Genomic DNA, 24,612 nt, shown 5'->3' on the forward strand with positions numbered 1-24,612 from the left:
CTTACTCGGCCGCGTGCGGCGCGTCGGAGAGGCCGTGCGCCTCGGGCCGGGTCCACTGGCCGGTCTCCGGCTCGTAGACATGCAGCTCGCCGAGGCTGATGTCGAACCAGGCGCCGTAGAGCGACAGGCGCCCCCGGCCCTCGAGATGCTGCACGCAGGGGAAGCTGCGCAGGTTGTCGATCGAATGCAGGATCGACGCCCGTTCCAGCCGCAGCCGCCGCTCGTCCGGCGTATCGTCCGGATGGCAGGCGCATTCGGCGACCGGCTTCTCGAGCAGCGAGATCCATTTGCCGATGAAGTCGCCGGGGGTCAGCGGCTCCGGGTTCTCGGCCAGCGCGGCCGCGATGCCGCCGCAGCGGCCGTGGCCCATCACGACGACGTTCTTCACCTTCAGCGCGACGAGGGCGAACTCCAGCGCGGCCGACGTGCCGTGGTGCTTGTCGTCGGGCGAGAACGGCGGCACCAGATTGGCGACGTTGCGGACCACGAACAACTCGCCCGGCGCGGAATCGAAGATCGTCTCCGGCGCGGCGCGGCTGTCGCAGCAGGCGATGATCAGCGTTTCGGGGCGCTGGCCGGTCTCGGCGAGATGGCGATAGCGGTCGTTCTCGGACGTGTAGCGGCCGGCCCGGAAGTTCCGGTAGCCCTCGACCAGTTTCGTCGGAAACATCGATATCCTCCTTCACGCGCCGTTGCCTCGTCGGCATCCGGACGGATCCGACCCGGTTGCGGCGTCGCAGCCGGGCGATCGCGATCGTATCGCGTCCCCGTTGTTGCGGTGCAAGATGCCGAGGTGCGACCCGGCTTGTCGAGGGCCGGTTTCGTCGCAGCGCGCAAGCGGGCCTGCAACGGGAAACGGCGGGCCTGGGTTGCACGGCCGCTTCTCGCCGCCGACGAAACGCGACCGAAACAATGCCGACGCTGACAATTCCCTATCGATCGAGCGATCACGCCGCTGGGGCCGCGGCGTCTCTCAAGTCGCCGTCGGACGGGTGGGAGCGAGAGTGATGAGAGTGAAAACCGTGGCCGCACTCGGGGCGCTGCGCCAAGCGGCGCTGGCCGTCGCGCTGATCGCGGCGGCGCTCGGCGTCGTCGGGCCGGCCGCTGCGCAGTCGCTGGGCGGCGACTACCGGGTCGAAGGCACCAACTTCGACGGCTCGCGCTACAAGGGCACGGCGCGGATCACCATCACCAGCAACACCACCTGCCGCATCACCTGGTCGACCGGCACCGAGGCGAGCGGCATCTGCATGCGCACCGACGATGTGATCGCGGCCTCCTACAAGATGGGCGGCAGCCTCGGTCTGATCATCTATCGCCTGCAGTCGGACGGCTCGCTCGACGGCGTCTGGACCATCGCCGACCAGTCGGGTGCGGGCACCGAACGGCTGATCCCGCGCTGATCCCGCGGGGCATCGCGCCGTCTCAGACCGCCAGGGCCGCCAAAGCGGCGAGGTCGACGTTGCCGCCGCAGACCAGCACACCGACGCGCTCGCCGCGCGGGCTCATAGCCCTTCGACAAGAGGGCCGCGAGCGCGGCCGCGCCGCCCGGCTCGGCCGCGATCCTCAGCCGGTCCCAGAGCCGGCGCTGCGCTTCGGCGATGGCGCCGTCCGGCACCAGCACGACCCGGTCGACCGCCTGTTCCGCGATCGAGAGCACCAGATCGCCGACGCGCCTGGCGCCGAGACTGTCGGCCGCGATCGACTCGACCTCGACATCGACGGTGCGGCCCGCCTCCATCGCCGCATGCAGCGCGCGCGAGCCCTGGGGCTCGACCGCGACGACCTTGACGCGCCGGCCGAACCACAGCGCCGCGCCGGCGACGAGGCCGCCGCCGCCAGCGGCGATCAGCACCGTGTCGAGATCCGGTACGTCCGCGTCCCATTCGCGCGCGACCGTGCCCTGGCCGGCGATGGTGAAGGCGCTGTCGAAGGGGTGCACCATCAGCGCGCCGCTCTCGGCCGCATAGGCCTCCGACAGCACCGCGGCATCGGCGTATCGTTCGCCGGCGACGACCACTTCGGCCCCATAGCCGCGGATGCGCTCAATCTTCACCGGGCTCGAGATCGTCGGCACGAAGATGCGTGCCCTGTGGCCGAGACAGGCGGCGGCATAGGCGACGGCGGCGCCATGATTGCCGCCCGAGGCTGCGGTGACGCCGACCGGCGGCACGGTGCGGGCGAGCAGGTTGTTGAAGGCGCCGCGCGCCTTGAACGAACCGGTGTGCTGGAAGAGTTCGAGCTTCAGGCTCACCGGCTCGGCGAGACCGAAGGCGGCGCCCTCGACGTCGAACGCCGGTGTGTGGCGGACATGCGGCCTGATGCGGCCGGCGGCGTTTGTGATCGCCGACGGGTCGAGCAGTTCTGCCATGGAATCCTCTCTCGTTGCCGGCATCCTAGTGTGGCGGTCGACGCAATCCAACGGTCGCTGGGCGCAGCCGCCGGATTTTGCCGCGGGATGGTCTCCCGGATCGTGGGCGAAATGTCCTGATCTCAGCCCTTCGACCCGGTTTTCTCCTGCCTCATTCCCCCGGCCTCATGACGACCTCGTGATGGGTGCGGCGCGGCCTGCGACCATGGGGGGCTTTCCTGATGGTGCCGTAAGGGTTAGCGTTATCCCCTATCGAGGAGTTCGTGCATGGAGCCTTTCCGTCCCGACCTGATGTTCGCTTCGGGTGTCATGGCCTTCGCCGCGCTCGGCGAGGTCATGGGGGAGATCGCGGCCCTGTCACCGGTGGTGATCGCGCTCCGTTCGGATCAGATGGTGCAGTCGCTGTTCAATCCGCTCGCGGCCGGTTCGGTCGAGCCGGTGCGGATGGTGACCGAAAAGATGAGCGCGGCGGCCGAGGCGACGTTCGAAACCGCCGCGGCGGTCGGCGTCGCGCTTGGCGGGGCGGTTTTCGGCGGCGCGCCGCAATATGATGCCGGCGCGCGGATCGCCCGGGCGGCGACCTTCCCGGTCCGCCGTCGCCTGCGTGACAATGTCCGGCGCCTGTCGCGCCGCGACGACGACGCGGACGCGTGACCTTCGTTATCTCCTGACGCCGCCGGCCAGATCGTCATTCCTCCTGTCTTCTCGTCTGCACTGGACGCGCGGGAGCTGCGACCTTTGTTCGGGGGCTCGCGTTCTTGCCGCCGGCGAGACGAGCGGCTAACCCTGTCGCCCTTGTTGCGATGCAGCAGCATCGCATGCGAGCCGTGACCCGGCTTTCGGGCGCGGTTCGGGCGCGGACGAGAGGGGTCATGAGCCAAGCCGAGCTACCGATCAGGACGGTCGTCGAGCGCTACGACGCGCTGGTCGCCCGGGGCAGCATCGATCGAGATCCCGCCCAGGCGGCGCTGGCCGCCCGGCTCGATGCCCTCAACGAGCGGCTGGAGACGGCCGATCTGGCGGTCAAGGGCTCGTCGCTCGGCTGGCTGTTCGGGCGCAAGACGCCGAAGCGCGAGCCGATCCGCGGCCTCTACATCCATGGCGAGGTCGGCCGCGGCAAGACCATGCTGATGGATCTGTTCTTCGACCTCGCGCATGTGAAGCTGAAGCGGCGGGTGCACTTCCACGCCTTCATGGCCGATGTGCAGGGCCGCATCCATGCGGCGCGCACCGCCATTCTCGAAGGCCGGATCAAGGGCGACGATCCGATCGCGCCGGTCGCCGACGCGATCGCGGCCGAGACGCGGCTGCTCTGCTTCGACGAATTCGCCGTCTACGACATCGCCGATGCGATGATCCTCGGCCGGCTGTTCACGCGCCTGTTCGAGAAGGGCGTCGTGATGGTGGCGACCTCGAACGTGATGCCGGACCGGCTCTATTGGGACGGGCTCAACCGCGCGCTGTTCCTGCCGTTCATCGAGCTCCTGAAGACCTATGTCGACGTCGTCCGGCTCTCCAGCGCGACCGACTACCGGCTCGAGAAGACCGATCTCGACCGCTCCTACCTGACGCCGCTCGGGCCGGACGCTGACATGGTCCTGGAAGAGGTCTGGTTCCGGCTGACCGGGCACAAGCGCGGCGCGCGCGTGGTGCTGCCGTTTCGCGGCCGCTCGATCGAGGTGCCGCAGGCCTGCGGGGAGGCGGCGCGGTTCGATTTCCGTGATCTCTGCGAGAAGCCGCTCGGCGCGGCCGACTATCTCGAAATCGCCGGACACTATGGCACGATCTTCGTGGAACACGTTCCGGTGATGACGGCGCAGAACCGCAACGCCGCGAAGCGGTTCATCAATCTGATCGACGCGCTCTACGACCGCCATGTCCGGCTGGTCATCTCGGCCGCCGCGGAGCCGGACAGGCTCTGGGCCGGGGAGGACGGCGTCGAAACCTTCGAGTTCCAGCGCACCGCGTCGCGTCTCACGGAGATGAGATCGGTCGAATATATTGCGGCGCGGAAAGATGCTGCGTCAACCGGGGGCTGACCGGCCGGAACACCGTCGAATTGCTCGGAAATCCGGCGCTTTTTGCATCACGGAATAAACCTTCGAACGACTTGTCTCCCCACCCGGAAGGGAGTATTGCGACCACGACAGGATGTCGCACCCGACCTCCACCTCAACAATCCAGGGAAACGTCACGCATGGCGCGGAAGAAGATCGCACTGATCGGCTCGGGTCAGATCGGTGGCACGCTCGCCCATCTCGCCGGCCTCAAGGAACTCGGCGACATCGTCCTTTTCGACATCGCCGAAGGCATCCCGCAGGGCAAGGCGCTCGACATCGCCGAGTCCTCGCCGGTCGACGGCTTCGACGCCAAGCTCTCGGGTGCGAACGGCTACGAGGCGATCGCCGGTGCCGACGTGATCATCGTCACCGCCGGCGTGCCGCGCAAGCCCGGCATGAGCCGTGACGACCTGCTGTCGATCAACCTCGGCGTCATGGAGCAGGTCGGCGCGGGCATCAAGCAGTATGCCCCGAACGCCTTCGTGATCTGCATCACCAACCCGCTCGACGCGATGGTGTGGGCGCTGCAGAAGTTCTCCGGCCTGCCGGCGAACAAGGTCGTCGGCATGGCCGGCGTGCTGGACTCGGCCCGCTTCCGCTATTTCCTCGCCGAGGCGCTCAACGTTTCGGTCAAGGACGTGCACGCCATGACCCTCGGCGGCCACGGCGACGACATGGTGCCGCTGGTGCGCCACTCGACCGTCGGCGGCATTCCGCTGCCGGATCTGGTCAAGATGGGCCTCCTCTCCCAGGAGAAGCTCGATGCGATCGTCGAGCGCACCCGCAAGGGCGGCGGCGAGATCGTCGCGCTCCTGAAGACCGGCTCGGCTTTCTATGCGCCGGCGGCTTCGGCGATCGCGATGGCCGAGAGCTACCTCAAGGACCAGAAGCGCATCCTTCCCGTGGCCGCGCAGCTCTCGGGCCAGTATGGCCTCGACGGCACCTATGTCGGCGTGCCCGTCGTGATCGGCGAGAACGGCGTCGAGCGCATCTTCGAGATCGAATTCGACGAGGCCGAGAAGGCGATGTTCGCCAAGTCGGTGGCGTCGGTTTCGGGCCTGATCGAGGCCTGCAAGCAGATCAAGCCGTCGCTCGCCTGAGCGACGAGGGGGCAGGTTTCCCGCGCCTCCCCCGTGGGAGGCCGCCGGGTCTTCCTCCACGCACATGCGGCGCAATCGCGCCAACGGACGACGGATCGGCCGGACGCCTTCGGGGGCGTCCGGTGCGGCGTCGGACGGAATACGCGGGCTCAATCGGTTCGATCGATCCCGTGGAACCCTGAGAATTCACTCGTGTCCACCTTCGGAGGCGTGACGGGGCGATGAATATTCACGAGTATCAGGCGAAGGCCGTCCTTCGCGACTATGGCGCACCGGTGTCGAAGGGCGTGCCCGCCTTCACCGTGGAGGAGGCCGTCGAGGCGGCGAAGCAGCTCCCCGGACCGCTCTATGTGGTCAAGAGCCAGATCCATGCCGGCGGCCGCGGCAAGGGCAAGTTCAAGGAACTCGCCCCCGACGCCAAGGGCGGCGTGCGCCTTGCGTTCTCGATCGACGAGGTCGCGGCCCATGCCAAGGAAATGCTCGGCAACACGCTCGTCACCGTGCAGACCGGCCCGGCCGGCAAGCAGGTGAACCGCCTCTACATCGAGGACGGCTCGGACATCGAGCGCGAGCTCTATCTCTCGGCGCTGGTCGACCGCGCGACCGGCTCGATCGGCTTCGTCGTCTCGACCGAAGGCGGCATGGACATCGAGCAGGTCGCCCACGACACGCCTGAGAAGATCCAGACCTTCCACGTCGATCCGGCCGCGGGCTACCAGCCCTATGTCGGCCGCAACGTGGCCTACGCGCTGAAGCTGCAGGGCAACCAGATCAAGCAGTGCGTCAAGCTGGTCGGCGACCTCTACAAGGCCTTCGTCGACAAGGACATGGCCATGCTCGAGGTCAACCCGCTGATCGTCACCAAGCAGGGCGACCTCAAGGTGCTCGACGCCAAGGTGAACTTCGACAGCAACGCGCTCTACCGGCATCCCGAGATCGTCGCGCTGCGCGACGAGACCGAGGAAGATGCCAAGGAGATCGAGGCCTCGAAGTACGACCTCGCCTATATCGCGCTCGACGGCACGATCGGCTGCATGGTCAACGGCGCCGGCCTCGCCATGGCGACGCTCGACATCATCCAGCTCTACGGCGAGACCCCGGCGAACTTCCTCGACGTCGGCGGCGGCGCTTCGGAAGAGAAGGTCACGGCTGCCTTCAAGATCATCACCGCGGATCCGCAGGTGAAGGGCATCCTGGTCAACATCTTCGGCGGCATCATGAAGTGCGACATCATCGCCCGCGGCGTCATCGGCGCCGTCAAGGCGGTCGGCCTCAAGGTTCCGCTGGTCGTGCGCCTCACGGGCACCAACGAAGAGCTCGGCAAGCAGATCATCCGCGAGTCGGGTCTCAACGTCATCCCGGCGGACGATCTCGACGACGCCGCGCAGAAGATCGTCAAGGCGGTGAGGGGCTGAACCAATGTCCGTTCTGGTCGACAAGAACACCAAGGTCATCACCCAGGGCTTCACCGGCGCCCAGGGCACGTTCCACTCCGAGCAGGCGATCGCCTACGGCACCAAGGTCGTCGGCGGCGTGACGCCGGGCAAGGGCGGCTCGACGCACATCGGTCTGCCGGTGTTCGACACCGTGCAGGAGGCCAAGCGCGAGACCGGCGCGACCGCGACCGCGATCTACGTGCCGCCGCCGTTCGCGGCCGACGCGATCCTCGAGGCGATCGACGCCGAGATGGAGCTGATCGTCACCATCACCGAGGGCATCCCGGTCATGGACATGGTCAAGGTCGGCAAGGCGCTCAAGGGCTCCAAGTCGCGCCTGATCGGCCCGAACTGCCCGGGCGTGCTGACGCCGGGCGAATGCAAGATCGGCATCATGCCGGGCCACATCTTCTCGAAGGGCTCGGTCGGCGTCGTGTCGCGCTCGGGCACCCTGACCTATGAGGCGGTCAAGCAGACCACCGACGTCGGCCTCGGCCAGACGACGGCGGTCGGCATCGGCGGCGATCCGGTCAAGGGCACCGAGTTCATCGACGTGCTCGAGATGTTCCTCAACGACCCCGAGACCAAGTCGATCATCATGATCGGCGAGATCGGCGGCTCGGCCGAGGAAGAGGCGGCGGAGTTCATCAAGTCGCACCCGATCAAGAAGCCGATGGTCGGCTTCATCGCCGGTGTCGCGGCCCCTCCGGGTCGCCGCATGGGCCATGCGGGCGCGATCATCTCCGGCGGCAAGGGCGGCGCCCAGGACAAGATGAAGGCCATGGAGGCCGCGGGCATCCGCGTGTCGCCGTCGCCGGCCAAGCTCGGCAAGACCCTCGTCGAGGTTCTGGCCGGCAAGTGATCCGGGTCGATCGGCCGGGCCGATCGCTCGATCGTGACGAAGGTTGTTCCGGCGCTGGGGCCGTTGCCCCGCGCCGGCGCATGTTTCGGACGGGCCGCGCCCCCATATGGGAGAGCGGTGCCGTGTCTGATCGGCGCAAGGCCGATCGCACCAGTTTCGCTCCGGTCGGCGGCAGCCGACAGGGCGACCGACCCGGACGGAGCGGCGTCGACGGCGAATGCGGTCATGACGCCGCGCGGGGCTGATCCCCGACGGAGGGGCGCATCGTGGCCGGTTCAGGCGGAACCGGGCGCGGGCGAGATGCAAGGAGCGGGGCCGAGGGTCCCGGTGAGGCAATGGATCGTGACGGCGGCAATTCCGGCCTGCAACTGACCTCGTTCCTCTACGGCGGCAACGCCGAGTACATCGAGGATCTCTACGCGCGCTACGAGGAGAACCCCGCGTCGGTCGACGCGAGCTGGCGCGAGTTCTTCGGGTCGCTGACCGACGACAAGCAGACGGTGGTCAAGAACGCCAAGGGCGCCGCCTGGGAGCGCAAGGACTGGCCGCCGAAGCAGAACGGCGACCTGGTCTCCGCGCTCGACAGCGACTGGGCCTGGCTCGAGAAGCAGACCGCCGACAAGGTCAAGGGCAAGGCCAAGGAGAAGGGCGTCGAGCTCTCCGCCCAGCAGATCCAGCAGGCCGCCCGCGACAGCGTCCGCGCGATCATGATGATCCGCGCCTACCGCGCCCGCGGTCACCTGCATGCCCAGCTCGATCCGCTGGCGCTCGCGCCGGAGAAGGACCACGAGGAGCTGCATCCGTCGAGCTACGGCTTCACCGATGCCGATCTCGACCGCAAGATCTTCATCGACAACGTGCTCGGCCTCGAGTTCGCGACCGTCCGCGAAATGCTCGAGATCCTGCGCCGGACTTACTGCTCGAGCATCGGCGTCGAGTTCATGCACATCTCCGATCCGGCCGAGAAGAGCTGGATCCAGGCGCGCATCGAAGGGCCGGACAAGACCATCGCCTTCACGAAGGAAGGCAAGCGCGCGATCCTGAAGAAGCTGATCGAGGCCGAGGGCTTCGAGAAGTTCCTGGACGTGAAGTATACCGGCACCAAGCGCTTCGGTCTCGACGGCGGCGAGGCGCTGATCCCGGCGCTCGAGCAGATCATCAAGCGCGGCGGCAATCTCGGCGTGCGCGAGATCGTGCTCGGCATGGCCCACCGCGGCCGCCTCAACGTGCTCTGCCAGGTGCTCGGCAAGCCACACCGGGCGCTGTTCCACGAGTTCAAGGGCGGTTCCTTCGCCCCCGACGACGTCGAGGGCTCGGGCGACGTCAAGTACCACCTCGGCGCCTCGTCGGACCGCGAGTTCGACGGCAACCGGGTGCATCTGTCGCTGACCGCCAACCCGTCGCACCTCGAGATCGTCAATCCGGTCGTGCTTGGCAAGGCGCGCGCCAAGCAGGACCAGCTCGCCGACAATCCGAAGAGCGAGATCATCAATCTCGATCAGCGCGCGCGCGTGCTGCCGCTGCTCCTGCACGGCGACGCGGCCTTCGCGGGTCAGGGCGTGGTGGCGGAGTGCTTCGGCCTGTCGGGCCTGCGCGGTCACCGCACCGGCGGCTCGATCCACGTCATCATCAACAACCAGATCGGCTTCACGACGAACCCGCGCTTCTCGCGCTCGTCGCCGTATCCCTCCGACGTCGCCAAGATGATCGAGGCGCCGATCTTCCACGCCAACGGCGACGATCCGGAAGCGGTGGTGTTCGCGGCCAAGGTCGCGACCGAGTTCCGGCAGAAGTTCCACAAGCCGGTCGTCATCGACATCATCTGCTATCGCCGCTTCGGCCATAACGAAGGCGACGAGCCGGCGTTCACGCAGCCGATCATGTATCGGAAGATCCGCAATCATCCCTCCACGCTGGCGCTCTACTCGGAGAAGCTGGTCGCCGAGGGCGTGGTCACGCGCGGCGAGATCGACCAGTGGCAGGCCGACTGGCGCAAGCACCTCGACGTCGAGTTCGAGGCGGGCGCGTCGTTCAAGCCGAACAAGGCCGACTGGCTCGACGGTCGCTGGTCGGGCCTCAAGGCCGCCGGCATGAACGATCCGGACGAGGCGCGCCGCGGCACGACCGGGCTCGAGTTCGACGCGCTGAAGAAGCTCGGCCAGAAGCTGACCGAGGTGCCGAGCGGCTTCAACGTGCATCGCACGATCGGCCGTTTCCTCGACAATCGCCGTCAGGCGATGGAGACCGGCGAAGGCATCGACTGGGCGACCGGCGAGGCGCTGGCCTTCGGGTCGCTGCTGCTCGAAGGCCACCCGATCCGTCTTTCGGGTCAGGACGTCGAGCGCGGCACGTTCAGCCAGCGGCATTCGGTGCTCTACGATCAGGAGACCGAGGCGCGCTACATCCCGCTCAACAACATCGAGCCGGGCGTGCAGGCCAAGTACGAGGTCATCAACTCGATGCTCTCGGAAGAGGCCGTGCTCGGCTTCGAATACGGCTATTCGCTCGCCGAGCCGAATGCGCTGACGCTCTGGGAAGCGCAGTTCGGTGATTTCGCCAATGGTGCGCAGGTCGTGTTCGACCAGTTCATCTCCTCGGGCGAGCGCAAGTGGCTGCGCATGTCCGGTCTCGTCTGCCTCTTGCCGCACGGCTATGAGGGCCAGGGACCGGAGCATTCCTCCGCGCGTCTGGAGCGCTATCTCCAGATGTGCGCCGAGGACAACATGCAGGTCGCCAACTGCACCACGCCGGCGAACTACTTCCACATCCTGCGCCGTCAGCTCAACCGCGACTTCCGCAAGCCGCTGATCCTGATGACGCCGAAGTCGCTGCTCCGTCACAAGCGGGCGGTGTCGAAGCTGGAGGCGTTCGGGCCGGAGTCGAACTTCCACCGCGTGCTCTACGACACCGCGCAGACGCACCCGGAGACGACGACGGTCAAGCTCGTGGACGACGCCAAGATCCGGCGCGTCGTGCTCTGCTCGGGCAAGGTCTACTACGACCTGTTCGAGGAGCGCGAGAAGCGCGGCATCGACGACGTCTATCTGCTGCGCGTCGAGCAGCTCTACCCGGTGCCGGCCAAGGCGCTGGTGCGCGATCTCAGCCGGTTCAAGAACGCCGAGATCGTCTGGTGCCAGGAAGAGCCGAAGAACATGGGCGCCTGGTCGTTCATCGAGCCGTATCTGGAATGGGCGTGCGAGCAGGTGAAGGGCAAGTCGAAGCGGGCGCGCTATGCCGGCCGCCCGGCTTCGGCCGCGACCTCGACCGGCCTGATGGCCAAGCACAACGCCCAGCTCGCGGCCTTCCTCAATGAAGCGCTCGCCTGACGGCTCACCTCCTTTCGCAGGGCCCGCGTCCGTCGCGGGCCCGCTCCTCCGACAGCCCATCCGAACAACGAGATCCACCACCATGGCAACCGAGATCAAGGTTCCGACCCTCGGCGAATCCGTCACCGAGGCGACCATCGCCCGATGGTTCAAGCAACCCGGCGAGGCCGTGAAGGCCGACGAGCCGCTCGTCGAACTGGAAACCGACAAGGTCACGGTCGAGGTTCCGGCCCCGGCCTCGGGCGTGATCGAGGCGATCGTCGCCAAGGAAGGCGACACCGTCGGTGTCGGCGCGCTGCTCGGCACGCTGACCGAAGGCGCGGCCGCCGCCGCGGCCCCGAAGGCGGCCGCCCCGGCGGCGGCTCCGGCGCCCGCCGCGGCTGCTCCGGCACCGGCCGGCGCCGTGCCGCCGGCGCCGAGCGCCGCCCGCCTGATGGCCGAGACCGGCGTCAGCGTCGCGGAAGGCTCCGGCAAGCGCGGTCAGGTGCTGAAGGGCGACGTGCTCGCCGCGATCGAGGGTGGCGCCAAGCCGGCGCCCGCTCCGGCGCCGATGCCGGCTCCGGTCGTCGCGGCCGCGCCGCGTCCGACCCCGCAGGCCGATGATGCCGCGCGCGAGGACCGCGTGCGCATGACCAAGCTGCGCCAGACCATCGCCCGTCGCCTCAAGGAGGCGCAGACCAACGCCGCGATGCTGACGACGTTCAACGACGTCGACATGTCGGCGCTGATGGCGATGCGCACGCAGTACAAGGACCTGTTCGAGAAGAAGCACGGCGTCCGCATGGGCTTCATGGGCGCCTTCGTGAAGGCGGTCGTCGCCGCGCTGAAGGAGATCCCGGCGGTCAACGCCGAGATCGACGGCCAGGACATCATCTACAAGAACTACTACCACATCGGCGTCGCGGTCGGCTCGGACAAGGGTCTGGTCGTGCCGGTGGTGCGCGATGCCGATCGGCTGTCGATCGCCGGCGTCGAGAAGGCGATCGGCGACTTCGGCCGCCGCGCCCGCGACGGCCAGCTCAAGATCGACGAGATGCAGGGCGGCACCTTCACGATCTCGAACGGCGGTGTCTACGGCTCGCTGATGTCGACGCCGATCCTCAACGCGCCGCAGTCGGCCATTCTCGGCATGCACCGCATCGAGGATCGTCCGGTCGTGCGCAACGGCCAGATCGTGATCCGGCCGATGATGTATCTGGCGCTCTCCTATGATCATCGGATCATCGACGGCAAGGAAGCCGTGACCTTCCTGGTCCGGATCAAGGAGATGGTCGAGGATCCGCAGCGCCTCGTGATGGATATCTGATCGGGTCGCGGGTCGGGCCTTCCCTTGCAGGGGAGGTCGCGACCCGGATCCCGTGGTATCGATACCGCCGGCGGCCCCCAGCCGTCGGCGCTTCTCTGTCGGTGCTCTTCTGTCGGCGCTTCTTTGTCGGCGATGGTGTGCGGAGAGGGGCGGGGCCGGATCCCGCAGACCCAGGCGAGGTGGCGATGTCGCAATACATGCTCGAATTCGCCGGCCTGATGGCCGTGTTCTCGATCATCATCGTGGCGCCGGGCGCGGATTTCGCGATCGTGCTGCGGCAGGCGATCGTCCACGGCCGCCGCGCCGCGATCCTGACCAGCATCGGCATCGGCTGTTCGCTCCTGTTCCACATCGGCTACACGATCCTCGGCCTCGGCCTGATCGTGTCGAAGTCGCTGTTCCTGTTCGGGCTCCTGAAGTGGGCGGGTGCCGCCTATCTCGTCTGGCTCGGCGTGAAGTCCTGGTTCTCGGCGCCGTTCGAGGCCTCCGTCGCGGTCGACGAGACCGCCGACCGCAAGCCGCTCTCGGGGCTGAAGTGCTTCGCGATGGGCTTCGCGACCAACGCGCTCAATCCGAAGCCGGTGATGTTCTTCCTGTCGCTGTTCTCGGCGCTGGTCAGCCACGAGACGCCGGCGGCGGTGCAGGCGGTCTATGGCGTGCTGATGGCCTCGGCGCTGATCGCCTGGTTCGTCGGCGTGTCGATGTTCTTCACCGTCGCGGCGGTGCGCGAGCGCTTCGTCGCCTGCGGGCGCTGGTTCAACCGGATGACCGGCGCGGCGCTGGTCGGACTCGGCGTGCGGCTGGCGATCGCCAAGGCGGCGGACTGACGGGTTCGGGTGACGGGTCGAGCGAAACGGGGGAGCGGCGGATGAGCAAGGGCGTGGTGATCGTGACGGGCGGCAGCCGCGGCATCGGGCGCGCGTGCGTGCTGCTCGCGGCCGAGCGCGGCTATGATGTCGTGTTTTCCTGGGTCTCGGGCGAGGACGCGGCGAAATCGCTGGTCGCGGAGGTCGAAGCGGCCGGCGGCAAGGCGATCGCGGTCAGGTCCGACATCGCGGCGGAGGCCGATATCCTGAGCCTGTTCGCGGTCGCCGACGCGGTCGGGCCGCTCGTCGGTCTCGTCAACAACGCCGGCGTGGTCGACAAGACCGCGCGGGTCGAGGACATGAGCGTCGCCCGGCTCGAACGCATGTTTCGCATCAACGTGATCGGCAGCATGGTCGCCGCGCGCGAGGCGGTGAAGCGCATGTCGACGCGTCACGGCGGCAAGGGCGGCTCGATCGTCAACATCGCGTCGGTCGCCTCGGTGCTCGGCTCGCCGGCGCTGTTCGTCGACTACGCCGCCTCCAAGGCTGCGATCGACACGTTCACGCTCGGGCTCGGTCGCGAGGTCGCCGACGAGGGCATTCGTGTCAACGCGGTGCGCCCGGGCATCATCGCGACCGACATCCATGCCTCGGCCGGAGAGCCGGACCGGGTCGCCAACATCCGGTCGCAGATCCCGATGAAGCGCGAGGGCAGTCCGGACGAGGTCGCCCGCGCGGTGCTCTGGCTCCTGTCCGACGAGGCGTCCTACACGACCGGTTCGATCGTGACCGTCAGCGGCGGCCGGTGATCCGGACCCGCAGCGCAGCGGCGCGTCCGGAGAAGCCCGGACGAGACCAATTCCCCGCTTGCCGGGTCCGGAAAACCGGGCGATAGGCGGGCGGACGACGTGATGCCGGGGGCCTCCGATCTGTCGGATCGGGCGGTCCCCCGAGATCTTTGACATGCGCGGGTCCGCGCCGGAGCCTCCCCTCCGCCGCGGCCCCGTTCGAAGGGGAACTCGACATGACCTACGACCTGATCGTCATCGGCACCGGCCCCGGCGGCTATGTCTGTGCCATCCGCGCGGCCCAGCTCGGCCTCAAGGTCGCGGTGGTCGAGAAGCGCAAGACCCACGGCGGCACCTGCCTGAACGTCGGCTGCATCCCGTCGAAAGCGCTGCTGCATGCCTCGGAACTGTTCGAGGAGGCCGGCCACGAGTTCGCGCATCTCGGCATCAAGATCCCGAAGCCGGAGCTCGACCTGCCGGCGATGATGAAGCACAAGCAGGAGACGATCGACGCGAACGTCAACGGCGTCGGCTTCCTCCTGAAGAAGAACAAGATCGACGTGTTCTTCGGCCACGGCCGCATCGTCAGCCGAGGCTCGGTCGCGGTGACGGCCGAGGACGGTTCGAACCAGGTCGTGCAGACCCGCAACATCGTGATCGCCACCGGCTCGGACGTCGCGAAGCTCCCGGGCGTCGAGATCGACGAGACCGTCGTGGTATCCTCGACCGGTGCGCTGGAACTGGGCAAGGTTCCGGGCAAGCTGGTCGTGGTCGGCGCCGGCGTGATCGGTCTCGAACTCGGCTCGGTCTGGGGTCGCCTCGGCGCCGAGGTGACTGTGGTCGAATACCTCGACCGCATCCTGCCGGGCATGGACGGCGACGTCGCCAAGAACTTCCAGCGCATCCTCGAGAAGCAGGGCTTCAAGTTCAAGCTCGGCCACAAGGTCACCGGCGTGGCCAAGACCGACAAGGGCGCGACCGTGACGATCGAGCCGGCCGCCGGTGGTGCCGCGACCGCGATCGAGGCCGATATCGTGCTCGTGGCGATCGGCCGCGTGCCCTACACGGCGGACCTCGGCCTCGAAGGCGTCGGCATCGCGACCGACGGTCGCGGCCGGATCGAGATCGACCATCATTTCCGCACCAACGTCCAGGGCATCTATGCCATCGGCGACGTGGTGAAGGGCCCGATGCTCGCCCACAAGGCAGAGGACGAGGGCATGGCCGCGGCCGAGATCATCGCCGGCAAGGCGGGCCATGTGAACTACGAGGTGATCCCGGGCGTCGTCTACACGATGCCGGAGGTCGCGTCGGTCGGTCGGACCGAGGAAGAGCTCAAGGCGGCCGGCATCGAGTACAACGTCGGCAAGTTCCCGTTCATGGCCAACGGCCGCGCTCGCGCCATGCGCCACACCGACGGTTTCGTGAAGGTGCTGGCCGACAAGAAGACCGATCGCGTGCTCGGCGTGCACATGATCGGCGCCGGCGTCGGCGAGATGATCCACGAGGCGGCGGTGCTGATGGAGTTCGGCGGCTCGGCCGAGGATCTGGCCCGTACCTGCCACGCGCATCCGACCATGTCGGAAGCGGTCAAGGAAGCCGCGCTCGGCGTCGAGAAGCGCTCGATCCATATCTGATCGGGGCCATATCTGATCGGGACGGCCGGGAACGGTCGTCGCGGGCAACAAAAAGGCGGCGCGCGAGGGTCTCGCGCGCCGCTTTCTGTTTCGGTCGGCCTCAGCGACGAGGCCGGGCGGCTCACTGCGCCCGCGTCAGCTCATAGGTCGAGCTCAGCGGCGATAGCGGCAGGCCCTTGAAGCGGGTCGTGACCGTGACGCGCAGATGGTCGGCGCTCGGGCGCTCGATCGCGACGCTGCGCTCGAAACGCTCCTGATCGAAGTGGGCGGCGAGCACGGCCGTGTCATCGGCGGAGGGCTTGCGCCAGGACGCGGACGCCGTGCCCCAGTCGCAGACGAAGTTCAGGCAGCGCACCTCCAGGCCGATCTCGACGGCCGGCGGAACGATCTTGTTTGCCGACGAAGGATCGCAGGTCATGTGAATCCGCGCGGCGGCGACGTCGGATCCCTTCGGCCGCGCGACATTGACCCAGCGACCGGCGAGGCCGTCGATGTCGCAGGCATCGGCCTTGGTCGCCGCCTGGGGGGCCGACTGTGCCACCGACTGCGGGATGGCCATGGTCGCTGCCAGGCCGGCGAGGGCGCCGACCGAGACGAGCGCGGCCCGGGCAATGTGCTTCGCGTTCATGGGAGCAAACTCCGCGTGTCCCATTCAAACTCATGGCGACACCATGGCGGAGCGTGGCTGAACCGACTTCAAAGCCGTCGTTCAGATGGCATTCATGCGGCGAGCCGGATTTGCGCGTTAACGTTTTTGCGCTCAGGCGCGCGGGTGCGCCTTGCGATAGACGTCGAGCAGGCGGCCGGCATCGACGCCGGTGTAGACCTGGGTCGTCGACAGGCTGGCGTGGCCGAGCAGTTCTTGGATCGTGCGCAGGTCGCCGCCGGCGGACAGGAGATGGGTGGCGAAGGAGTGACGCAGTGCGTGCGGCGTGGCGGTGTCCGGGAGATCGAGCGCGCCGCGCAGCCGCTCGATCGCGAGCTGGACGATCCGGGGCCCGAGCGGGCCGCCCTTGGCGCCGCGAAACAGTGCTTCCTCCGGCGCCAGCGTCCAGGGGCACAAGGCGATGTAGTCCTCGACCGCGCGGCGGATCGCCGGCAGGATCGGCACCAGACGCGTCTTACCGCCCTTGCCGGTGATGCGCATGGTCTCCACGCCGTCGATCGGCGCGGCGGCTCGGGTGATCGCCAGCGCTTCGGAGATGCGCAGGCCGGCGCCATAGAGCAGCGTCATCACGGCGGCATCGCGGGCGGCGATCCAGGGTTCCTCGGCGAGGCTTTCGCCCGGATCGGTCAGCCGGCGCGCCGCGTCGACGGCGAGCGGCTTCGGCAGGCCACGCGGCGCCTTCGGGCTGCGCACGGCGGCGAAGGGCGCGGCATTGGCCTCGCCCCGTTTCTCCAGAAAACGCACCAGCGAGCGGATGCCGGCGAGGTGGCGGCCGAGGCTGCGGGCGCCGGAGCCCTCCTGCCGCCGCCGCGCCATGAAGGCGCGGACATCGGCCGGCCGAAGCTCCGAGAAGGTCTCGATGCGCGGCGGCTCGCCCATATGGGTGGTCAGGAACGACGCGAACTGCCGGACGTCGCGGCCGTAGGCTTCGAGCGTCTCGGCCGAATAGCGCCGCTCGGTGAGGAGATGTCGCTGCCAATCCGCCACGGCGGCGGCGAGATCGGGCGCCATGATCAGGAGCGGCGCGTTCATGGGGCGAAGTCCTCGTCGGGGCGGGAATGATCGGTGCATCTTGACGCCGGTGCCGTGAACCGGCCGTTACTTCGCGCCCCAAGGGCGACGCGAGCCGCTATGATCGCGGCGCCCCGGCCGGCACCCGAATCGTGCCGCCCATTAAACAAGACAGATCAGCGCCCCCGTGTCGGACCTCTTCGCCCAGGATCGAACCGCTCGCCCGACCGGCCCCCGCGTGGTGTCGGTGCTGGTGCCGGTCGCGCTCGACCGGGCCTATTCCTACCGGCTGCAGCCGGGCCAGACCGTCGAGCCGGGGTCGATCGTCGAGGTGCCGCTCGGTCCCCGCAAGGTGCTCGGCGCGGTCTGGGACGAGGAGGCGGCCGACGGGCTCAGGGCCGGCGACAATCGGCTGCGCGAGGTCGAGCGGGTGTTCGCCGTTCCGCCGCTTCGGTCCGAGATGCGGCGGCTCGTCGACTGGCTGTCGCGCTACTACCTGATGCCGCGCGGCATGGTGCTGCGCATGGTGCTGCGCTCTCCGGAGGCGCTGGAGCCCGAATCGCCGATCCGGGGCGTCGCGCTCAAGGGACCGGCGCCGGAGCGGCTCACGACCGCGCGCAGGCGGGTTCTGGACGTGCTCGGCGACGGCTTCGCCTGGTCGCGCATGGGCCTGTCGGCCTCGGCCGGCGTATCGGCGAGCGTGATCGACGGGCTGATCGCCGCCGGCACGCTCGAGGAGGTCTGGTTGCAGCCGGGTCGCGCGGCCGAGATCCCGGACGTCGACGCGCAGGGCAAGCCGCTGACCGAGGATCAGGACGCCGCGGCGGAGGCGCTGCGCGCTGCGGTGGCCGAGAAGGCCTTCTCGGTCCACCTGCTCGACGGCGTCACCGGCTCGGGCAAGACGGAAGTCTATTTCGAGGCGGTCGCCGAGGCGATCCGGCAGGAGCGGCAGGCCTTGGTGCTGCTGCCCGAGATCGCGCTGACCGCGGAATTCCTCGACCGGTTCATCGCGCGTTTCGGGGTGAAACCCGGCGAGTGGCATTCCGAAGTCTCGCCGAAGCAGCGGGCACGGATCTGGCGCGGCGTCGCGACCGGCGATGTGCGGGTCGTCGTCGGCGCGCGTTCGTCGCTGTTCCTGCCGTTCCGGGATCTCGGCGTCATCGTCGTCGACGAGGAGCACGACGGCGCCTACAAGCAGGAGGACGGCGTCGTCTATCACGCCCGCGACATGGGCGTGGTGCGCGGCCGGCTCGACCGCGCGACCGTGATCCTCGCCTCCGCGACGCCTTCGATCGAGAGCCGCGTCAACGCCGATCAGGACCGCTATCGCCGCATCGTACTGCCGTCGCGCGTCGGCACGGCCAAGCTGCCGGACATCACCGCGATCGACCTGCGCCGGCACGCGCCGCCGAAGGGAAGTTCATCTCGCCGATCCTGTTCGCGGCGGTGCGCGACGCGGTCGCGCGCGGCGAGCAGGCGCTGCTGTTCCTGAACCGGCGCGGCTATGCGCCGCTGACCCTGTGCCGGACCTGCGGGCATCGCTTCGAGTGTCCGAACTGCTCGACCTGGCTGGTCGAGCACCGGTTCCGCGGCGTGCTGACCTGCCACCATTGCGGCCATACCGTCCGCCGACCCGACCATTGCCCGAGCTGCGGCGAGGTCGACAGCCTGATCGCCTGCGGACCGGGCGTCGAGCGGATCGCGGAGGAGGCGGCCGAGCTGTTCCCCGACGCGCATCGGCTGGTCTTGTCCTCCGACATGCCCGGCGGTACGGCGCGGCTGAAGCTGGAGCTCGCCGCCATCGCCAAGGGCGAGGCCGATATCGTCATCGGCACCCAGCTGGTCGCCAAGGGGCACAATTTCCCGAAGATGACCGTGGTCGGCGTCGTCGACGCCGATCTCGGCCTTGCGCATGGCGATCCGCGCGCGGCCGAGAAGACGTTCCAGCTGATCCAGCAGGTCACCGGCCGCGCGGGCCGGGCCGGCGGGGCCGCGAACGGCTACCTGCAGACCCATGCGCCCGAGCATCCGGTTCTGCGAGCCATCGTCACCGGCGACCGCGAAGGTTTTTACGAGACCGAGATCGAGGAACGCCGCCGGGCCGGCCTGCCGCCGTTCGGCCGGCTGGCCGGCCTAGTGGTCTCGGCCGAGGAACGCGACCCGGCGCATGCCTATGCGCGGGCACTGGCGCTCGCCGCGCCGCGCGTCGCAGACGTGCAGGTGCTCGGGCCGGCGGACGCACCGCTTGCGGTTGTGCGCGGTCGGCACCGGTTCCGCCTTTTGGTCCGCACGGGGCGGACTCAGGACCTGCAGGCCTATCTGAGACGCTGGCTAGGGGCCGTCGAGGCGCCGAAGGGCAGCGTGAAACTCCATGTCGATGTCGATCCGCAGAGCTTTCTCTGACAGCGCGCGGATTCGGGCGTTCGCGACGGCCCGGCTCCAATGCGTTGTTGTCACGGGCCTTTCGCGAATGGATTGCCGCCGTTCCGGCGCGGCTCGGACAAGCTGTCGTCATACTTTCGGAAATGTCGCAGCGCGGCGTGTTGCGCGGGCGAAACCCGTGTGCTAGGACACGCCCGGCTTCGGGGGGATGCGGCCAAAACGTCGCGGATCTGCCGAAAAAACCCAAGATTTTCAGGGGCGTGCAGGGCGAGTCCCGCTCTTCGCGCCCCGCGTGCATGGGGACCCTGACCCGGTGACTGACACGAGTTCGTTCGTATCCGGCGTCGCGCACCGCTATGCGAGCGCGTTGTTCGAACTGGCGCTCGAGGCGAATGCGCTCGACAAGGTCGCCGCCGACCTCGACGCCTTCGGTGCGCTCCTTTCCGAGAGTGCCGACCTCGACCGGCTCGTGAAGAGCCCGGTGTTCCGGGCCGAGGATCAGAGCCGCGCCATCGGCGCCGTGCTCGATCGCGCCGGCATCGCCGGCTTCGCCGCCAACTTCATCCTGCTGGCGGCGCGCAACCGTCGCCTGTTCGCGATCGCCGACATGATCCGCGGCTATCGGCAGCTCGTCGCCGCCCACAAGGGCGAGGTGACGGCCGAGGTCGTGTCCGCCGAGCCGCTCGGCGAGGCGCAGCTCGCGGCGCTGAAGCAGGCACTGATCGGCGCCAGCAGTGCCAAGGAAATCCGGGTCGCCGCCAAGGTCGATCCGTCGATCCTGGGTGGCCTGATCGTCAAGGTCGGCTCCCGCATGATCGATACTTCGCTCAAGACGAAACTTTCTTCCCTCAAGGTCGCACTGAAAGAGGTCCGCTGATGGATATCCGGGCGGCGGAAATTTCCGCAATCCTCAAGGAGCAGATCAAGAACTTCGGCCAGGAAGCCGAAGTCTCTGAGGTCGGCCAGGTTCTCTCCGTCGGCGACGGCATCGCGCGCGTCTACGGCCTGGACAAGGTCCAGGCCGGCGAGATGGTCGAGTTCGCGAACGGCACCCGCGGCATGGCGCTGAACCTCGAGGTCGACAACGTCGGCATCGTGATCTTCGGCACCGACCGCGACATCAAGGAAGGCGATCTCGTCAAGCGGACGGGCGCCATCGTGGACGTGCCGGTCGGCAAGGGTCTGCTCGGCCGCGTGGTCGACGGTCTCGGCAATCCGATCGACGGCAAGGGCCCGATCGAGGGTGCCGAGCGTCGTCGCGTCGACGTCAAGGCCCCGGGCATCATCCCGCGCAAGTCGGTGCACGAGCCGATGTCGACCGGCCTCAAGGCCATCGACGCGCTGATCCCGATCGGCCGCGGCCAGCGTGAGCTGATCATCGGCGACCGCCAGACCGGCAAGACCGCGATCGCGCTCGACACGATCCTGAACCAGAAGCCGCTGAACGGCGCCGACGCGCCGGAAGGCCAGAAGCTCTACTGCGTCTACGTCGCCGTCGGCCAGAAGCGTTCGACCGTCGCGCAGTTCGTGAAGGTTCTCGAGGAGCAGGGCGCTCTCGAGTACTCGATCGTCGTGGCCGCCACCGCCTCCGACCCGGCGCCGATGCAGTTCATCGCGCCGTTCGCCGGCTGCGCCATGGGCGAGTACTTCCGCGACAACGGCATGCACGCGGTCATCATCTATGACGACCTGTCGAAGCAGGCCGTCGCCTACCGCCAGATGTCGCTGCTGCTGCGCCGTCCGCCGGGCCGCGAAGCCTATCCGGGCGACGTGTTCTATCTGCATTCCCGCCTGCTCGAGCGCGCGGCGAAGCTGAACAAGGACAACGGCCTCGGCTCGCTCACGGCGCTCCCGGTCATCGAGACCCAGGCGAACGACGTGTCGGCCTACATCCCGACCAACGTGATCTCGATCACCGACGGTCAGATCTTCCTCGAGACCGACTTGTTCTACCAGGGCGTCCGCCCGGCGGTGAACGTCGGCCTCTCGGTGTCGCGCGTCGGCTCGTCGGCCCAGATCAAGGCGATGAAGCAGGTCGCCGGCAAGATCAAGGGCGAGCTCGCCCAGTATCGCGAGATGGCCGCCTTCGCCCAGTTCGGTTCGGACCTCGACGCGGTCACGCAGAAGCTCCTGAACCGTGGTGCCCGTCTGACCGAGCTCCTGAAGCAGCCGCAGTTCTCGCCGCTGAAGACGGAAGAGCAGGTCTGCGTGATCTACGCCGGCATCAACGGCTACCTGGATCCGCTGCCGGTCGCTCGCGTCCGTGCCTTCGAGGACGGTCTGCTGACCCTGCTGCGCACGCAGCACGTGGATCTCCTCAACGGCATTCGCGACAAGAAGGAACTCACCGACGAACTCGGCGCCAAGCTGAAGTCCGTCGTCGAGGGCTTCGCGAAGACCTTCGCCTGATGGCGCGCCCGTTCCGCCCCGGTGAAGCCGGGGCGGGGCGGACCGCGAGCGACTTCCTCCGTTACGAAAGCAGGACGGCCCGATGCCGAGCTTGAAGGATCTGCGCAATCGTATCGCCTCGGTGAAGGCGACGCAGAAGATCACGAAGGCCATGCAGATGGTCGCCGCGGCCAAGCTCCGCCGCGCGCAGACCGCTGCCGAGGCCGCGCGTCCCTTCGCCGAGCGGATGCAGACCGTGCTGGCCAATATGGTCGGCGCCTTCGAAGGTCAGCCGGACGCCCCGGTGCTGCTCGCCGGCAACGGCCGCGATCAGGTGCACCTGCTCGTCGTCTGCACGGCCGAGCGCGGCCTGTGCGGCGCGTTCAATTCCTCGATCGCGCGTCTCGCCCGCGATCATGCCAATCGGCTTCTGGCCGAGGGCAAGACGGTCAAGATCCTGTGCGTCGGCCGCAAGGGCGCGGACCAGCTCCGCCGCCTGTTCGCCGACAAGATCATCGAGGTGATCGAGCTGAAGGGCGTGCGCGCGCTCGGCTTCGAGCACGCCGATCCGATCGGCCGCAAGATCATCAAGATGTTCGAGGATGGCCAGTTCGACGTGGCCACCCTGTTCTATTCGCGCTTCCGTTCGGTGATCCAGCAGATCCCGACCGCGCAGCGCCTGATCCCCGCCGAGATCCCGGCGGAGGCCCAGACGGCGTCGGTTGCCGGCGCCATCTACGAATACGAGCCGGACGAGGCCGCGATCCTGGAGGATCTGCTGCCGCGCAACGTGTCGATCCAGGTGTTCCGGGCCCTGCTCGAGAACGCCGCGTCCGAACAGGGCGCGCGCATGTCCGCGATGGACAGCGCCACGCGGAACGCCGGCGAGATGATCAAGAAGCTGACCACGAACTACAACCGTTCGCGTCAGGCGATGATCACCAAGGAACTGATCGAAATCATCTCGGGCGCCGACGCTGTCTGAGACCGGACTTACGAGGGTTTGAACGATGGCTGAGAATAAGATCGGTCGTATTCGGCAGGTGATGGGCGCCGTCGTCGACGTGCAGTTCGATGATCATCTGCCCGCGATCCTGAACTCGCTCGAGACCGACAACCGCGGCACGCGTCTCGTCCTCGAGGTCGCCCAGCACCTCGGCGAGAACACCGTCCGCACGATCGCGATGGACTCCACCGAGGGTCTCGCCCGCGGTCAGGAAGTCACCGACACCGGCGCCGCGATCCGCGTGCCGGTCGGCGACGGCACGCTCGGCCGCATCATGAACGTCATCGGCGAGCCGGTCGACGAGCTCGGCCCGATCGTCCATAGCGACACGCGCCCGATCCACGCCACCGCGCCGGAGTACGTCGAGCAGTCGACGGAAGCCGAGATCCTGGTGACGGGCATCAAGGTCGTCGACCTGCTCGCCCCGTACGCCAAGGGCGGCAAGATCGGCCTGTTCGGCGGCGCCGGCGTCGGCAAGACCGTGCTGATCATGGAGCTGATCAACAACGTCGCGAAGGCGCACGGCGGCTACTCCGTGTTCGCCGGCGTCGGCGAGCGTACCCGCGAGGGCAACGACCTCTATCACGAGATGATCGAGTCGAAGGTCAACGTCGACCCGCACGAGAACGGTGGCTCGGCCGCCGGTTCGAAGTGCGCGCTCGTCTACGGCCAGATGAACGAGCCGCCGGGCGCCCGCGCCCGCGTCGCGCTCTCCGGTCTGACGGTCGCCGAGTACTTCCGCGACCAGGGCCAGGACGTGCTGTTCTTCGTCGACAACATCTTCCGCTTCACCCAGGCGGGTTCGGAAGTGTCGGCGCTGCTCGGCCGTATCCCGTCGGCGGTCGGCTATCAGCCGACGCTCGCCACCGAGATGGGCGCGCTGCAGGAGCGCATCACGACCACGACCAAGGGCTCGATCACCTCGGTGCAGGCGATCTACGTGCCCGCCGACGACCTGACCGACCCGGCGCCGGCGACCTCGTTCGCCCACTTGGACGCCACGACGGTTCTGTCGCGCTCGATCGCCGAGAAGGGCATCTACCCGGCGGTGGACCCGCTCGACTCGACATCGCGCATGCTGTCGCCGGCGATTGTCGGCGAGGAGCACTACAACGTCGCTCGCCGCGTGCAGGCGATCCTGCAGCGCTACAAGGCGCTCCAGGACATCATCGCGATCCTGGGCATGGACGAGCTCTCGGAAGAGGACAAGCTCACCGTCGCCCGCGCCCGCAAGATCGAGCGCTTCCTGTCGCAGCCGTTCCATGTCGCCGAAGTGTTCACGGGTTCGCCGGGCAAGCTCGTCGACCTCAAGGACACCATCCGCGGCTTCAAGGGCCTCGTCGAGGGCGAGTACGACCATCTGCCGGAAGCGGCGTTCTACATGGTCGGCTCGATCGAAGAGGCGGTCGAGAAGGCCAAGCGCCTGGCGGCTTCGGCGGCCTGATCATCGGACGAACGGCGGCCGC

19 protein-coding genes and 1 pseudogene are annotated in these 24,612 nt (G+C 68.1%); 16 read left to right on the forward strand and 4 right to left on the reverse strand.

What is annotated here, in order from left to right:
- Position 1: 1 nt before the first annotated feature.
- Positions 2-676, reverse strand: coding sequence for a carbonic anhydrase (locus tag ABS361_20210; GenBank protein XBY46968.1), 675 nt, complete (start codon positions 674-676; stop codon positions 2-4).
- Positions 677-1,007: 331 nt separating this feature from the next.
- On the opposite strand from ABS361_20210, the gene ABS361_20215 reads away from it, so the two are divergent.
- Positions 1,008-1,403 carry a hypothetical protein gene (locus tag ABS361_20215; GenBank protein XBY44316.1) on the forward strand — a complete coding sequence of 132 codons (396 nt, stop codon included), beginning with the start codon at positions 1,008-1,010 and terminating at the stop codon, positions 1,401-1,403.
- Here the strand turns inward: ABS361_20215 and ABS361_20220 are convergent.
- Entirely contained in the window at positions 1,313-2,371 is a 1,059-nt protein-coding gene (locus tag ABS361_20220; GenBank protein ID XBY44317.1) for a serine/threonine dehydratase, read from the reverse strand. The two genes, ABS361_20215 and ABS361_20220, sit on opposite strands and share 91 nt — an antisense overlap.
- A 267-nt stretch (positions 2,372-2,638) precedes the next feature.
- Between ABS361_20220 and ABS361_20225 the strand changes: the two genes are divergently transcribed.
- The 10 genes from ABS361_20225 to lpdA all read left to right on the forward strand — a co-directional run bounded on the left by ABS361_20225 (position 2,639) and on the right by lpdA (position 15,692).
- Complete coding sequence (locus tag ABS361_20225; protein ID XBY44318.1) at positions 2,639-3,025, forward strand: hypothetical protein; 387 nt, start codon at positions 2,639-2,641, stop codon at positions 3,023-3,025.
- A 218-nt stretch (positions 3,026-3,243) separates the two neighbouring features.
- Complete coding sequence (zapE, locus tag ABS361_20230) at positions 3,244-4,410, forward strand: cell division protein ZapE (GenBank protein ID XBY44319.1); 1,167 nt, start codon at positions 3,244-3,246, stop codon at positions 4,408-4,410.
- A gap of 158 nt (positions 4,411-4,568) precedes the next feature.
- Positions 4,569-5,531 carry a malate dehydrogenase gene (mdh, locus tag ABS361_20235; protein XBY44320.1) on the forward strand — a complete coding sequence of 321 codons (963 nt, stop codon included), beginning with the start codon at positions 4,569-4,571 and terminating at the stop codon, positions 5,529-5,531.
- A gap of 221 nt (positions 5,532-5,752) precedes the next feature.
- A complete protein-coding gene (gene sucC, locus ABS361_20240) occupies positions 5,753-6,946 on the forward strand; it encodes an ADP-forming succinate--CoA ligase subunit beta (GenBank protein XBY44321.1) in 1,194 nt (397 codons plus the stop codon).
- A gap of 4 nt (positions 6,947-6,950) precedes the next feature.
- On the forward strand, positions 6,951-7,829 hold the full coding sequence (gene sucD / locus ABS361_20245; GenBank protein ID XBY44322.1) for a succinate--CoA ligase subunit alpha: 879 nt from the start codon (positions 6,951-6,953) through the stop codon (positions 7,827-7,829).
- Positions 7,830-8,164: 335 nt separating this feature from the next.
- Positions 8,165-11,155 carry a 2-oxoglutarate dehydrogenase E1 component gene (locus tag ABS361_20250; GenBank protein ID XBY44323.1) on the forward strand — a complete coding sequence of 997 codons (2,991 nt, stop codon included), beginning with the start codon at positions 8,165-8,167 and terminating at the stop codon, positions 11,153-11,155.
- A gap of 82 nt (positions 11,156-11,237) precedes the next feature.
- Positions 11,238-12,461, forward strand: a complete 1,224-nt coding sequence (odhB, locus tag ABS361_20255) for a 2-oxoglutarate dehydrogenase complex dihydrolipoyllysine-residue succinyltransferase (protein ID XBY44324.1) — start codon at positions 11,238-11,240, stop codon at positions 12,459-12,461.
- Positions 12,462-12,646: 185 nt separating this feature from the next.
- Positions 12,647-13,288, forward strand: coding sequence for a LysE family transporter (locus tag ABS361_20260; GenBank protein ID XBY44325.1), 642 nt, complete (start codon positions 12,647-12,649; stop codon positions 13,286-13,288).
- 41 nt (positions 13,289-13,329) lie between these two features.
- Positions 13,330-14,076, forward strand: a complete 747-nt coding sequence (locus ABS361_20265; GenBank protein ID XBY44326.1) for an SDR family oxidoreductase — start codon at positions 13,330-13,332, stop codon at positions 14,074-14,076.
- Between the two features lie 215 nt (positions 14,077-14,291).
- The gene (gene lpdA, locus ABS361_20270; GenBank protein XBY44327.1) at positions 14,292-15,692 is read left to right on the forward strand and encodes a dihydrolipoyl dehydrogenase; all 1,401 of its coding nucleotides are present in this window, start codon (positions 14,292-14,294) and stop codon (positions 15,690-15,692) included.
- 121 nt (positions 15,693-15,813) lie between these two features.
- On the opposite strand, the gene ABS361_20275 is transcribed toward lpdA, so the two are convergent.
- Positions 15,814-16,320, reverse strand: a complete 507-nt coding sequence (locus ABS361_20275; GenBank protein XBY44328.1) for a hypothetical protein — start codon at positions 16,318-16,320, stop codon at positions 15,814-15,816.
- 132 nt (positions 16,321-16,452) lie between these two features.
- Positions 16,453-17,391 (reverse strand): tyrosine recombinase XerC, encoded by a 939-nt coding sequence (locus tag ABS361_20280; protein XBY44329.1) that lies wholly within the window; start codon positions 17,389-17,391, stop codon positions 16,453-16,455.
- 166 nt (positions 17,392-17,557) lie between these two features.
- Here ABS361_20280 and ABS361_20285 point away from each other — a divergent pair.
- The 5 genes and pseudogenes from ABS361_20285 (at position 17,558) to atpD (ending at position 24,590) form a co-directional block, all read left to right on the forward strand.
- Positions 17,558-19,773, forward strand: a pseudogene (locus ABS361_20285) (primosomal protein N').
- A 292-nt stretch (positions 19,774-20,065) separates the two neighbouring features.
- On the forward strand, positions 20,066-20,629 hold the full coding sequence (locus tag ABS361_20290) for a F0F1 ATP synthase subunit delta (GenBank protein XBY44330.1): 564 nt from the start codon (positions 20,066-20,068) through the stop codon (positions 20,627-20,629).
- A complete protein-coding gene (atpA, locus tag ABS361_20295; protein XBY44331.1) occupies positions 20,629-22,161 on the forward strand; it encodes a F0F1 ATP synthase subunit alpha in 1,533 nt (510 codons plus the stop codon). The genes ABS361_20290 and atpA overlap by 1 nt, the downstream gene beginning before the upstream one ends.
- A gap of 82 nt (positions 22,162-22,243) precedes the next feature.
- The gene (locus ABS361_20300) at positions 22,244-23,125 is read left to right on the forward strand and encodes a F0F1 ATP synthase subunit gamma (GenBank protein ID XBY44332.1); all 882 of its coding nucleotides are present in this window, start codon (positions 22,244-22,246) and stop codon (positions 23,123-23,125) included.
- A gap of 25 nt (positions 23,126-23,150) precedes the next feature.
- Positions 23,151-24,590 (forward strand): F0F1 ATP synthase subunit beta, encoded by a 1,440-nt coding sequence (gene atpD, locus ABS361_20305; GenBank protein XBY44333.1) that lies wholly within the window; start codon positions 23,151-23,153, stop codon positions 24,588-24,590.
- The last annotated feature ends 22 nt before the right edge of the window (positions 24,591-24,612 follow it).

The organism is Ancalomicrobiaceae bacterium S20, from assembly GCA_040269895.1.
Lineage (GTDB): Bacteria > Pseudomonadota > Alphaproteobacteria > Rhizobiales > Ancalomicrobiaceae > Methyloraptor > Methyloraptor flagellatus.